Genomic DNA, 11,872 nt, shown 5'->3' on the forward strand with positions numbered 1-11,872 from the left:
GATACAATTCATTTAAGCTGAAGTGATGTTTTTCTCGGGTGAGCCAGTAGTATCGCAGGGTTTGGAATCGAATTTTTTTTTAATATCAACCCCATATGCCTGTTCGGCTAGATCAATCATTTTATCCTTAAAGTCAAGCAAGATTTGCTTCTGACCTACGATACGCTCTAGTTCAGCCACTTTTTTCTTGAGTAATAACAACTCTTGTGTATCACTCTGTGTCTCTACTATAACTCGGGTCTTATTGGTTTTCATTGTACCGAATTTAGAAATCCATTTGTACACATTGGTCCCAGATACTTCATATTGCTTACAAATTTCTGAAACTCGAGTTCGACCTTGTTCTATTTCTCGAACTTTCTCCATTTTAAAACTGTCACTAAAATGACGAAGACGTCTTTGTGACACACTTTGAAGATACAACTTTTTGTTGGCCATAATTAATAGATTTTAAGTTTAAAATTTTACTTTTAAACGGTCAACCTATTTCAGGCATTGACAATGGCTCATTCTACATTCTTCATTCTTCATTCTTCATTCTTCATTGACCACCCTCAAAACCTCCCCTTTCACCTCATCGGGATGTAAAAATTGAAACTCCCCTTGATGTCTAAACCAAGTCAATTGTTTTTTGGCATAATGCCGACTATTTCGCTTCAATAAGCGAACCATTTCAGTTTCATCATATTCTCCCCTCAAATGTCCATAAACCTCTTTATAACCTAAGGTTTTCAGCGCATACAGATGTTGGAATTCTTGATATTGAATCGCTTCGTCAACAAGCCCTTGAGCTAACATCTGGTCCATACGTTGATCAATGCGGGCATACAATTCTTCTCTGGGTCTATCCAAGCAGATTTTGATAGCTTGAAAGGGTCGGTCGGCCGACTGCTTTTTTCGGAAATCCGAATAAGGCTTGCCGGTAGATAAACAAACTTCCAAGGCTCGGACAATGCGTTGGGGATTCTGTTGATCTACTTGAGCAGCATACATTGGATCTAAGTGCTGCAATTGCTCCCACAATGGCGCTATTCCTTCTTTCTCCAATTGTTGCATCAATTGCTCACGAAGCACCAAATCCACTTCGGGCATTTCATCCAAACCTTCCAATAATGCTTTGATGTATAAACCAGAACCACCTGTTAAAATGACCACTTCATGCTTTTGGAACAGTCGCTCCAACAAGATTAAGGCCTCTCTTTCAAAATCACCCGGTGAGAAATATTCTTGAATGGAATGAGAATCAATGAAATGATGTTTGACACCCCCTTGCTCCTCCTTAGTGGGTTTGGCAGTACCAATAGCCAACTCACGATAAAACTGTCGGGAATCTGCCGAAATGATCTCAGTACGTAACTTTTGAGCAAGCTCAACACATAATGCCGTCTTACCCACCGCCGTTGGACCCGCAATCACCAATAAAATGGGTAATTTTTCCTTCATGAATGCTTCACTTTTTGGGTATATTTCTTGACAAAGCGTCCAATCAATGGACCTACGATGATGCCAGGCAATAACCAAAAAACAAAGGAAGGAATAAATTGAGGGAAAATGGAACTATTGACCACTAAAAATGCAGTTAATGAGGCTATATAAGTCCCCATCATGCGTTGAATATGCTGAGAAAGCCAAGCTAGTTTTATGCTATAGCCCGACTTTTTGAATAGATAATCTTGCCTTACAAATCGAAGTCCGATACTTCCAAAGACCAAAAACACAATACCGAAATTCTTAGCTTGAACCAGCAGGTAGATTCCAAAAGCAATAAAAACAACTCCAAAGACCAACATGAATGCCGAAATCACGTAGTCAATTACTTGCGCTTCCTGTTCATTCTTCTTAAAACGAAGGTAACGCTTAGCACTCAGGTTCATGTACAAAGTAAAAATCCCGACAATGAACAAAAAGTAATTGGGATGAAGGACAGCCATGACCAAGGAAGTGGCTCCAGCAAGGCACATGCCCCAATAAAAAAGGAGGCCCAGTTTTCGGTGGTTCCTATCCCCTTTTCGTAAAAAGAGAATCAACGTTCCTACCAATAGACCTAGGCCTCCCCCAGCAATATGTAAACACAAAAGAGTAAAAAAGACTTCTTTCATGTTTCGAGATTACCAGAAATAGGTGTACAAGAAAGTCAAAATAGTACAAATCACCACTGAACCTACGATAAACGAAGGTGATAATTTGAACATACTAGCATCAATTTCTAATCCCTTAGGATTGTTTTTACTTTCTGGATCAGCCAATGAAATAATCACCATACATGTCACACAGAAAATAAATACCCAAGCCATACGATCCATGAACGGAATCATCATACGACCTGTTTCATCAGGGAATGAAGAATAAAAGAAACATTCCGTTACACCTGTCCAAGAAGGAATGTATTTGGTCATAATTGAAAAGGTTACCCCTCCTAATAAGGCTACTAATGCAGCTTTAGAAGTAGCTCTTTTCCAAAAGAAACCTAAGGTAAACAAGGCAAAAATACCTGGTGATACATAACCGGTGTACTCTTGGATGAACTCAAATCCTCCTTTTTTATCAATTCCCATCATAGGTGCTACAATCACGGAAGTAACCATCGCTCCAACTACAGCGAAACGACCCACGTTCACTAATTTCTTTTCAGAAGCATTCGGGTTGATGTATTTCTTGTAAATATCAAGTGTAAAAATGGTTGATATAGAATTGGCCTTACCTGCCATTGAAGCTACTACTGCTGCGGTTAATGCAGCAAAAGAAAGTCCTTTCAAGCCAGTAGGCAATAAATTCAACAATACAGGATAGGCATTATCTTTATTCAGTACGCCATCCTTCAACATTTCTGTTTGGAACATACCATCTTTATACAACAAATAAGCTGCAATACCTGGTAATACTACAATGATTGGCATCATCAACTTTAAGAATGCAGCAAATAAAATACCGTTTCTTGCAGTTTTTAAATCTGCTCCCAAAGCGCGTTGAGTAATGTATTGATTACATCCCCAATAGTTCAAATTGATGATCCACATACCTCCAATTAACACGGCTAAACCAGGCAAACTTGGGTAATTAGGATTTCCCTTTTGTAAAATCATATGAAAATGCTCTGGCGCCTTCGTTAATAAGTGATTCACACCATCCACTACTCCTGAACCACCGAAACGGTCAGTTACCATATTCAAGGCTAAATAAGAAGTCGCTAAACCTCCTAAAACTAAAAATACAACTTGAATAACGTCGGTGTAACCAATTACTTTCATACCTCCAAGAGTAATGAAAATAGCAAATACCGACATACCTATCATACATACGGTAAAATCGACACCTGAGATGGTCGTAACTGCCAAAGCCCCTAAATACAAAATAGATGTTAAGTTAACGGTAATGTACAACATCAACCAGAACACCGCCATGATCAAACTGACTGTTGGACTGTAGCGTTGAGTCAAGAATTGAGGCATGGTAAAAATCTTGTTCTTCAAATAAATAGGCATGAAGAATATCGCCACAATTAATAAGGTTGCAGCTGCCATCCACTCATAAGTAGCAATGGCTAAACCTAATCTAAAACCATCACCAGATGTACCAATAAACTGCTCTGCAGAGATATTAGAGGCTATTAATGACGCTCCAATAGCCCACCAAGTCAATGATCCTTCTGCTAAAAAGAAGTCGTTGGAATTAGAAATTTTTGATTGTCTTTGCTTGTAAATCCAGTAACCATATCCGGAAACAACAATAAAATAAAAGAGGAACACGAGGTAATCGAGTAACTGTAAACCTTGAGATTGCATAGTTTTTTATAAAAGTGAATGGGTCAAAAGTTTACTAATTTAGAGGAATCCGAAGGAAAATAAAAAAATATTGCAGAATAGTTAGACAAAATGTGATTTAATCTATTCTTGCTGGTGGTACTAAGATCACCTCTTCACGGTCTACAATCACTTGACCGGCTAATAAATCTTTCGTCTTTCTAATGTACTTTTTAGAACTGATGATCACTGGACATAAACTCTCATGTTGCCTCTTAGAAAAATGAGCCGCTAGGCCAGCCGCCTCCTCGATAACCTGTTTGGGTACTACTTTTTGTTGGGGATTTCGAATCACCACATGTGAACCAGCCACATCTCGAGCATGCAACCAAACATCGTGCCGTTTGGTATACTTCATGGTCAATAAATCATTGTTTTTGGCATTTCGACCTACCCAAACTGTCCAACCTTGTACATCAAATACCTTAAATGGTATTTCTTCTACGGCTTTTTGAGAAGTATCTTTCGTTAATAGCGGTATAAATGCTTTCAACTGCTTTCTATTGGTGGCTTGATTTACTTGCTCCCAACGCTCCTCCCAAAGCTTGATTTCTTCCCTTTTACGATCCACTTGCTCTTGCCAATGGGCCAATTCTTTGGCATAATTTTTCGATTTACGGTAATAATTCTCCGCATTTTGAGAAGCACTCAAACTAGCATTCAGCTTAACTTTAATGGTGTTATCGCGATAAAAATCAGGCAGCTCTACAGCATTAACATTAGCAGGAATCAAATGCAAATGTGCCATGATGATATTGGCTATCTCTTCATAAGGAACGCTAGCTCCCCTTTTACTACCTTGATTCAACAAGTCCTGTAAGTATAATCGAGTTTTCTCTTGAGCTCTTTGAAAAAATGCAAGTAACTGGGTCTTTTCTTTGAGAAACTCCCCAATGGAATAATGGTACTTATATAATGCATTTAATGCTTCCAAAGGGTCATGCCCAACATACAACACTTCTGCTTCTGATTTCAATAAACTAAGAAACACCCCATCCTCTCGGTGATACACAAATAAGGTTGGGTTTTCTAAATCGGCTTTTAATGTTTGAAGTATTTCCCAGCGAGGTTTCAACAAAGCATTTTCATATCCTAAACTCAACAGATGGGATTTAATCTCTTTTCCAAAAGTGGGAAACAAGGCTGAATAATTTCCATCGTTTGCTTGGAATGCCTCCCAACTTTGATTTAAGGGGCGGTGGATATTTGCTAATGAAATTTCAGCATCCTTCTTCAATCTAGATTGAAAGAGGCTTTGAAACTCTCCATCTCGAAACAAAATAATATTGGCTCTATTGCCATACATTTTGAAAAGCAGCACAAAATCCCCTAAAAAATGAAGACTAAAAGCACGTTCATTTTCATACATTTCCACTTCTTGAACCTCAGCCAAAAGAACATCTGAAAATAAATCGACAGAATTTCTTCCAGCACGATGAAAGTTGTCCGGAAATTGCAAACAAGAAAACTGAGGTCCCAAACAGCATTTCATCCAAAATTCTTCCCCATTTTGGCGTTCAAAACCTAGTACTAATTCATCCTTTTCTTGGGAAAAACATTGCTTCAGACGTGCATACATCAGTTTTTGACGTAAGTTAGACGCAAGAACTCGCAAGAAATAATAATTATTGTGCATAAATTGCGGAGAATTTAATCCTCTTCATGTCTAAGCAAGATTCATATTTAACCATTGCTTCTCCTTCAGAAGGTCTATACAAAGATAAAGGAAGTAAATTCATCGGCATGGCCTATCCTGTGAAAGATCTGGAAGAAATTAAAAGTATACTACAAGAATTAGCCTTATTACATCCCAAGGCCCGACATATTTGTTATGCATATCGATTGGGGTTCAGTCAAGAGGAAGCCCGCTCCAATGACAATGGTGAACCCTCAGGAAGTGCGGGTAAACCCATTTTGAATACCATTTTATCTCATCAACTGCATTATGTATTCATAGCAGTGATTCGATATTTTGGAGGCACATTATTAGGAGTTCCTGGTTTAATTCATGCCTACAAAGAAGCCAGTCTAGATGCCTTAGCTCATGCTGAAATATTTGAATATGAACCATTGGTAGAAGAAGAAATCGAATTCCCCTATTCTGAACTGAATGAGGTCATGAAAATCTGCAAAAAATTACCAATTCGAATACTAAATCAAAAAATTGACAATCTTTGTACTTTCAATCTTTCCTTTACACAAAGAAATGCTTCTGAAGTATTGAAAGCATTGGAAAAGATTAGCCGACATTAATACATAAACCTATTTCAAATGAACTATTTTAAGCTGTACCGTACTCCTCACGGACATGTCATTCAATCCAGTCAATCGGATAAATCCATTTTTCACCAAGCCACTTCTTGGGATGATTTCATCAATCAAGAAAATTTATTTGAAGCTTGTGCTAAGGCCTTTGCCCATGGTACAGAAGTAAATTTTGGCGATATCCATTTGTTGCACCCAGTAGACCAACAAGAAATTTGGGCGGCAGGTGTTACGTATTTACGAAGCAAAGTGGCACGAATGGAAGAATCTAAGGAGTCAGGAGGAGATACATTTTATGACAAAGTATATTCAGCGCCTAGACCTGAAATTTTTTATAAAGGAAATAGTCATAGAGCTGTTGGACAAGGTGGCCAAGTAAGAATTCGTAAAGATTCCACTTGGAACGTTCCTGAACCGGAATTAACACTTTTCGTTAATGCTCAAGGTCAATTAGCAGGTTATACCATTGGGAATGACATGAGCTCAAGAGATATTGAAGGAGAAAACCCTTTGTATTTACCTCAAGCCAAAGTATACGATGGTGCTGCGGGCATAGGACCTTGTTTATTGGTAACAGACAAACCATTAGCACCTGAAACGGTGATTGATATGCGTATTTTCCGTGATGGCAACGAGGTTTTTCAAGGAGATACGCAAATATCTCAAATGAAGAGAACTCATGCGGAATTGGTTGAATACCTTACTCGTGAAATGACCTTTTCAAAAGGAACTTTCTTGATGACAGGAACCTGTGTGGTACCTGATCATCCTTTTACTTTGCAATCAGGCGATCGCATCGAAATTCAAATTGAACCCATTGGAACTTTAATTCAAATTGTAGCATAATGAACCTTACTGGTGAACAAATCATAGGAAATACATTTTCCAAATTAGGTACGAGTACATTTCAAGGTATGCAAGCCGATTCAGGCATTGCCATATCTACCCCATTTTATGAAGCAACTGCTGCAGAAATAGACTTGGCTATTGCTAAAGCTAAAACAGCTTTTGCTAGTTTAAGAAAGATATCCGATGAAAAAAGAGTCTTGTTTTTAGAGGCGATAGCGGAAGAAATCATGGCCATTGGTGACCCTTTAATTGAAATGGCCTGTTTAGAAGCAGGGCTGCCAACTGCTCGTATTCAAGGTGAGCGCGGACGTACCACAGGACAGGTCTTGGCTTTTGCTAATTTCATCAAAAACAAAGCTTGGGTTAATCCGATTGATGATCCCGCTTTGCCGGACCGTCAACCTTTACCTAAACCTAGCTTATTCCAAAAACAGATTCCTTTGGGGCCAGTGGCAGTATTTGGTGCTAGCAACTTCCCTTTAGCCTTTTCAGTAGCTGGCGGAGATACCATGTCGGCTTTAGCTGCTGGCTGCCCAGTCGTTTTCAAAGCTCACCCAGCCCATCCGAACACCTGTGAAATGGTAGGTAGAGCTATTCAAAAAGCGGCTCAAAGAACTCAAATGCCAGAAGGTATTTTTTCCTTGGTGCATACTACTTCCCATGAATTAGGAGGTTATTTAGTGCAGCATCCCGACATTCAAGCGGTAGCATTTACAGGATCATACCGAGGAGGTAAAGCATTGTATGATTTAGCGGTAAGACGTCCAAACCCAATCCCTGTGTATGCTGAGATGGGAAGTATTAATCCGGTGGTTCTACTTTCGGAAGGACTGGCCACCAATGGGGCTGGCCTAGCAGCTAATTTCAGTCAATCGGTTTGTTTAGGACAAGGACAATTCTGTACTAATCCAGGCTTAATTGTTATTCAAAAATCCGATGCAGCATTTCTACAGGATTTAGCAGCACAATTAGACACGATGTCATTGAATGCATTTTTAACGCAAGGAATTGCGCAAGCATTTACCAAAGGATGCGAAAAATTAGACCAACATCCGGATGTAAAACGATATACAACTCAGGCAATTCCTTCACCAAGCTTGTTCGTTACTTCGGCTCAAGCTGCCATGAAAGATCAAGAGATTTTAGAAGAGGTATTTGGACCAAGTACCCTGGCTGTTGTGGTGGAAAACCAAGCTGAATTGATTGCCTTTATTGAATCTTTACCAGGTCAATTAACGGGGACTATTCATGGAACAATCGATGAGATTAAGGCATTTCCAGAACTAATCGAAGCTTTGAGTTTACGTGTAGGTAGAATTTTACTAAATGGATTCCCAACGGGTGTGGAAGTTTCGCCAGCCATGGTTCATGGAGGTCCATTCCCTGCCACCAGTGATTCCAGAGGAACATCAGTAGGTACGCAAGCCATTTATCGTTTTACGCGTCCTATTTGCTACCAAAATTTTCCAGCTGAGTTAATCAATTAGTTGATACAATAAACCTCATTTTCCCAACGTTGGCAAGGTTCCAAACCTTGACAACGTTACAAAAAAAAGCCTGAGAAATTATCCTCAGGCTTTTCTATTCGTCATAATGAAATCGACATTTAGCAATTAGGATTTCTCCATCCCGAAATTGATATATCAAACGATGTTCTTCGTCGATTCTTCTGGACCAAAATCCTGCATATTTAAATTTTAAAGGCTCTGGTTTACCAATACCATCAAATGGATTTCGAGAAATATCTTTCAATAAATCATTGATGCGCTTTAATTTCTTCTTATCAGTCTGTTGCCAATACACATAATCCTCCCAAGATTCATCAACAAAGATGTATTTCATTCTTCCATTAGACTTTTACTTTGAACGTCCCCTGACCTCAATTTTTCAATGGCAGCATCTAGCCTTTTTACATTTTCTTTAGATGACAACTCATGCTGAGTAGCACAAAGTGAATTGTATTCTTTTAATGACATAATTACCACACCATTATCTTTGCCTCGGTTAATAATCAACGTTTCAAAATTACCAGTTACTTGGTCAAAGTACCGTTTGATATCTTTCCTGAAATCGGAGATAGAAGTTGTCAACATATACCATATATTTTGTACAAATATAAGTACAATATTACGTACATATTTAATCAATAAACTGATTTCTTTTTTATTATTCAATAATGTATCATTTTGATCAAAAAACAGATACAATAAATCCCATTTTCCCAACGTTGGCAAGGTTCCAAACCTTGACAACGTTACAAAAAAAAGCCTGAGAAATTATCCTCAGGCTTTTCTAAAAATTCCCCAATTAAACTACTTCTGGATTCGGTACATTTTCAAATACCACATTCCCTTCCGAATCTAAATCCATCAAAACGGCCGAATCCTTTTTTACTTTACCCGAAAGAATCTCTTTCGATAATTCATTCAAGACAGCCCTTTGAAGTACTCTTTTCATTGGTCTTCCTCCATAATTAGGATCATATCCATCTTTAGCCAATTTGGATAATGCCTCATCCGTGGCTTCTAAGGTGATTTGTTGATCCGCTAATCGACGCTGGATTTCTTTGAACTGAATACCCAAAATCTTACGAGCATGTTCTTCAGATAATGGCTCAAACAATACCACTTCATCGACACGATTCAAAAACTCAGGGCGAACTACTTGCTTCAACAAAGTCATCACCTCTTCCTTAGTCTCATCCATGATCATTTGATTATTCCAACCCTCCATTTGCCCCATTTTTTCTTGAATCAAATGACTACCGATATTGGAAGTCATAATGATAATGGTATTTTTGAAATTGGCTGTTCTTCCTTTATTATCCGTCAAACGGCCTTCATCCAAAACTTGCAATAAGATATTCCAAACATCCGGATGGGCCTTTTCAATCTCATCCAACAACACCACCGAATAGGGTTTTCTACGTACTGCCTCCGTCAATTGTCCTCCTTCATCATAGCCTACATATCCTGGAGGCGCTCCAATCAAACGACTTACCGCATGACGTTCTTGGTATTCTGACATATCAATACGAACAATCGCATTCTCGTCATTGAATAAATATGAGGCCAGCGACTTCGCCAATTCCGTTTTACCCACACCAGTGGTACCTAAGAATATAAAGGATCCTATTGGGCGACGAGGGTCTTGCAAACCTGCTCTAGAACGACGAACTGCATCAGAAACTAACTCGATGGCTTGATCTTGCCCTGCTACACGCTTGTGCAATTCATCCTCTAAATGCAACAATTTATCAATCTCAGTTTGCAACATTTTGCTCACTGGAATCCCAGTCCACTTAGCTACCACTTCCGCTACATTCTCTGCTGTTACCTCTTCTTGCAGCATGGTATTTTCTCCAGCAGATGTCGATTGCAAATCTTTTAATTTTTGCTCTGACTCCACTAATCGACCATAACGAATCTCCGCTACTTTACCATAATCACCCTGGCGCTCTGCTTGCTCAGCCTCCAACTTCAACTTATCTATTTTCTCTTTCTCGGAACGAATCGTGTCTAGAACCGATTTTTCCGATTGCCAACGCGCCTTTAAAGCATCTCGCTTTTCTGATAAATCAGCTAAATCACGTGATAATATCACTTCTTTTTCCTTATTATTTTCTCGGCGAATCGCTTCTCGCTCAATCTCCAATTGCATGATTTTGCGTTGGATATCATCTATTTCTTCTGGCACAGAATCAATCTCCAAACGCATTTTTGCAGCAGCCTCATCAATTAAGTCAATAGCCTTATCTGGTAAAAAACGATCTGAAATATAACGATTGGATAATTCAACAGCAGCAATCACGGCATCGTCCTGAATTCTCACCCCATGATGCAATTCATATTTATCTTTAATACCACGTAATATGGAAATCGCATCAGCAACATCAGGCTCCTCGACCATAACCGCCTGGAAACGACGCTCTAAAGCCTTATCTTTTTCGATATACTTTTGGTATTCTTTCAACGTAGTGGCACCAATGGCATGCAATTCTCCACGAGCCAAAGCTGGCTTTAACAAATTAGCCGCATCCATCGCGCCTTCTCCTCCTCCACCCGCACCAATCAAGGTATGTATCTCATCAATGAACAAAACAATCTCGCCATTGGAATCAGTAACTTCCTTAATGACCGCTTTTAATCGCTCTTCAAACTCCCCTTTGTATTTAGCTCCTGCCACCAACAAACCCATATCCAAGGACATAATAATCTTAGATTTCAAGTTTTCTGGTACATCACCCGACACAATTCTTTGTGCCAAACCTTCTACAATGGCGGTTTTACCTACACCTGGCTCACCTAATAAAATGGGGTTGTTCTTTGTCCTACGTGATAAAATCTGCAAGACACGTCGAATTTCCTCATCACGACCAATCACTGGATCGATTTTTCCAGCCTTGGCCAAATCATTCAAATTCTTACCGTATTTTTCTAAGGATTGGTAAGTACCCTCTGCATGTGGATCGTTCACTTTTCTATTTCCTCTAAGTTCTACAATGGCATTTTTTAACGAAGTGGTACTGAGGCCTAAGGATTTCAAAGCATCCGCTACGACGTCACTCCCATCCAGCAAAGAAATAAACAAAACTTCCACGCTGACATACGAATCTCCCATGGTTTCCTTCCATTTTTCAGCCTTTTGAAGGGATTGTTGCAATCCATTACTCAAAAAGGGTTCACCTGAAACCTTGGGGTAAGAGCTAATAATTTTACTTAACTTTTCTTGAATTTGCTGGGATGAAACTCCCAACTTTTTGAGCAAAAATGAAACCGTTTGGGTATCATCTTGCAAAATAGCGGCCAACAAGTGACCCGTCTCAATGGCTTGCTGGCCTGCATTAGCCGCCAATTCCACTGAATTTTGAATCACAATACTCGCTTGGGAAGTGTAATTTTTAGGATTCATCTGTTTATTTTCAATTTGACCTCTTCCTTTCAAATCTTTATCCACAG

General features: G+C 39.2%; 11 protein-coding genes. 3 read left to right on the top strand and 8 right to left on the bottom strand.

Features of this window, described 5'->3' with window-relative positions:
- Window positions 1-12 precede the first annotated feature (12 nt).
- The 5 genes from HME7025_RS08885 to HME7025_RS08905 all read right to left on the bottom strand — a co-directional run bounded on the left by HME7025_RS08885 (window position 13) and on the right by HME7025_RS08905 (window position 5,436).
- Window positions 13-438: a transposase gene (locus tag HME7025_RS08885; RefSeq protein ID WP_109322220.1), complete on the bottom strand. Its 426-nt coding sequence runs from the start codon at window positions 436-438 to the stop codon at window positions 13-15.
- Window positions 439-534: 96 nt separating this feature from the next.
- Window positions 535-1,443 carry a tRNA (adenosine(37)-N6)-dimethylallyltransferase MiaA gene (miaA, locus tag HME7025_RS08890; protein ID WP_109323296.1) on the bottom strand — a complete coding sequence of 303 codons (909 nt, stop codon included), beginning with the start codon at window positions 1,441-1,443 and terminating at the stop codon, window positions 535-537.
- Window positions 1,440-2,099 (bottom strand): hypothetical protein, encoded by a 660-nt coding sequence (locus HME7025_RS08895; protein WP_109323297.1) that lies wholly within the window; start codon window positions 2,097-2,099, stop codon window positions 1,440-1,442. Before HME7025_RS08895 ends, miaA begins: the two co-directional genes overlap by 4 nt.
- A 9-nt stretch (window positions 2,100-2,108) precedes the next feature.
- On the bottom strand, window positions 2,109-3,782 hold the full coding sequence (locus HME7025_RS08900) for a sodium/sugar symporter (protein WP_109323298.1): 1,674 nt from the start codon (window positions 3,780-3,782) through the stop codon (window positions 2,109-2,111).
- 97 nt (window positions 3,783-3,879) lie between these two features.
- Window positions 3,880-5,436 (bottom strand): NFACT RNA binding domain-containing protein, encoded by a 1,557-nt coding sequence (locus HME7025_RS08905; RefSeq protein WP_109323299.1) that lies wholly within the window; start codon window positions 5,434-5,436, stop codon window positions 3,880-3,882.
- A gap of 26 nt (window positions 5,437-5,462) precedes the next feature.
- On the opposite strand from HME7025_RS08905, the gene HME7025_RS08910 reads away from it, so the two are divergent.
- The 3 genes from HME7025_RS08910 to HME7025_RS08920 are packed head-to-tail and all read left to right on the top strand — an operon-like array spanning window position 5,463 to window position 8,401.
- Complete coding sequence (locus HME7025_RS08910) at window positions 5,463-6,053, top strand: IMPACT family protein (protein WP_109323300.1); 591 nt, start codon at window positions 5,463-5,465, stop codon at window positions 6,051-6,053.
- Between the two features lie 18 nt (window positions 6,054-6,071).
- A complete protein-coding gene (locus HME7025_RS08915) occupies window positions 6,072-6,911 on the top strand; it encodes a fumarylacetoacetate hydrolase family protein (protein ID WP_109323301.1) in 840 nt (279 codons plus the stop codon).
- Complete coding sequence (locus tag HME7025_RS08920; RefSeq protein WP_109323302.1) at window positions 6,911-8,401, top strand: aldehyde dehydrogenase (NADP(+)); 1,491 nt, start codon at window positions 6,911-6,913, stop codon at window positions 8,399-8,401. The genes HME7025_RS08915 and HME7025_RS08920 overlap by 1 nt, the downstream gene beginning before the upstream one ends.
- A gap of 94 nt (window positions 8,402-8,495) precedes the next feature.
- Here the strand turns inward: HME7025_RS08920 and HME7025_RS08925 are convergent, their stop codons facing one another.
- Genes HME7025_RS08925 through clpB form a run of 3 tightly spaced genes read right to left on the bottom strand, consistent with a single transcriptional unit; the run spans window position 8,496 to window position 11,825 of the window.
- On the bottom strand, window positions 8,496-8,756 hold the full coding sequence (locus HME7025_RS08925; protein WP_109323303.1) for a Txe/YoeB family addiction module toxin: 261 nt from the start codon (window positions 8,754-8,756) through the stop codon (window positions 8,496-8,498).
- Entirely contained in the window at window positions 8,753-9,166 is a 414-nt protein-coding gene (locus HME7025_RS13510) for a type II toxin-antitoxin system Phd/YefM family antitoxin (protein WP_226998199.1), read from the bottom strand. The genes HME7025_RS08925 and HME7025_RS13510 overlap by 4 nt, the downstream gene beginning before the upstream one ends.
- A 55-nt stretch (window positions 9,167-9,221) precedes the next feature.
- Complete coding sequence (gene clpB / locus HME7025_RS08935) at window positions 9,222-11,825, bottom strand: ATP-dependent chaperone ClpB (RefSeq protein ID WP_109325076.1); 2,604 nt, start codon at window positions 11,823-11,825, stop codon at window positions 9,222-9,224.
- Between the last annotated feature and the right edge of the window lie 47 nt (window positions 11,826-11,872).

It is taken from the genome of Aquirufa nivalisilvae (assembly GCF_003143535.1).
In the GTDB taxonomy this organism is placed as follows: Bacteria; Bacteroidota; Bacteroidia; order Cytophagales; family Spirosomataceae; genus Aquirufa; species Aquirufa nivalisilvae.

What these genes read in the sequence shown, in the direction of transcription:
- HME7025_RS08885 (WP_109322220.1), bottom strand. Translation starts at nt 438, where the DNA reads ATGGCCAACAAAAAGTTGTATCTTCAAAGTGTGTCACAAAGACGTCTT.
- miaA (WP_109323296.1), bottom strand. Translation starts at nt 1,443, where the DNA reads ATGAAGGAAAAATTACCCATTTTATTGGTGATTGCGGGTCCAACGGCG.
- HME7025_RS08895 (WP_109323297.1), bottom strand. Translation starts at nt 2,099, where the DNA reads ATGAAAGAAGTCTTTTTTACTCTTTTGTGTTTACATATTGCTGGGGGA.
- HME7025_RS08900 (WP_109323298.1), bottom strand. Translation starts at nt 3,782, where the DNA reads ATGCAATCTCAAGGTTTACAGTTACTCGATTACCTCGTGTTCCTCTTT.
- HME7025_RS08905 (WP_109323299.1), bottom strand. Translation starts at nt 5,436, where the DNA reads ATGCACAATAATTATTATTTCTTGCGAGTTCTTGCGTCTAACTTACGT.
- HME7025_RS08910 (WP_109323300.1), top strand. Translation starts at nt 5,463, where the DNA reads ATGTCTAAGCAAGATTCATATTTAACCATTGCTTCTCCTTCAGAAGGT.
- HME7025_RS08915 (WP_109323301.1), top strand. Translation starts at nt 6,072, where the DNA reads ATGAACTATTTTAAGCTGTACCGTACTCCTCACGGACATGTCATTCAA.
- HME7025_RS08920 (WP_109323302.1), top strand. Translation starts at nt 6,911, where the DNA reads ATGAACCTTACTGGTGAACAAATCATAGGAAATACATTTTCCAAATTA.
- HME7025_RS08925 (WP_109323303.1), bottom strand. Translation starts at nt 8,756, where the DNA reads ATGAAATACATCTTTGTTGATGAATCTTGGGAGGATTATGTGTATTGG.
- clpB (WP_109325076.1), bottom strand. Translation starts at nt 11,825, where the DNA reads ATGAATCCTAAAAATTACACTTCCCAAGCGAGTATTGTGATTCAAAAT.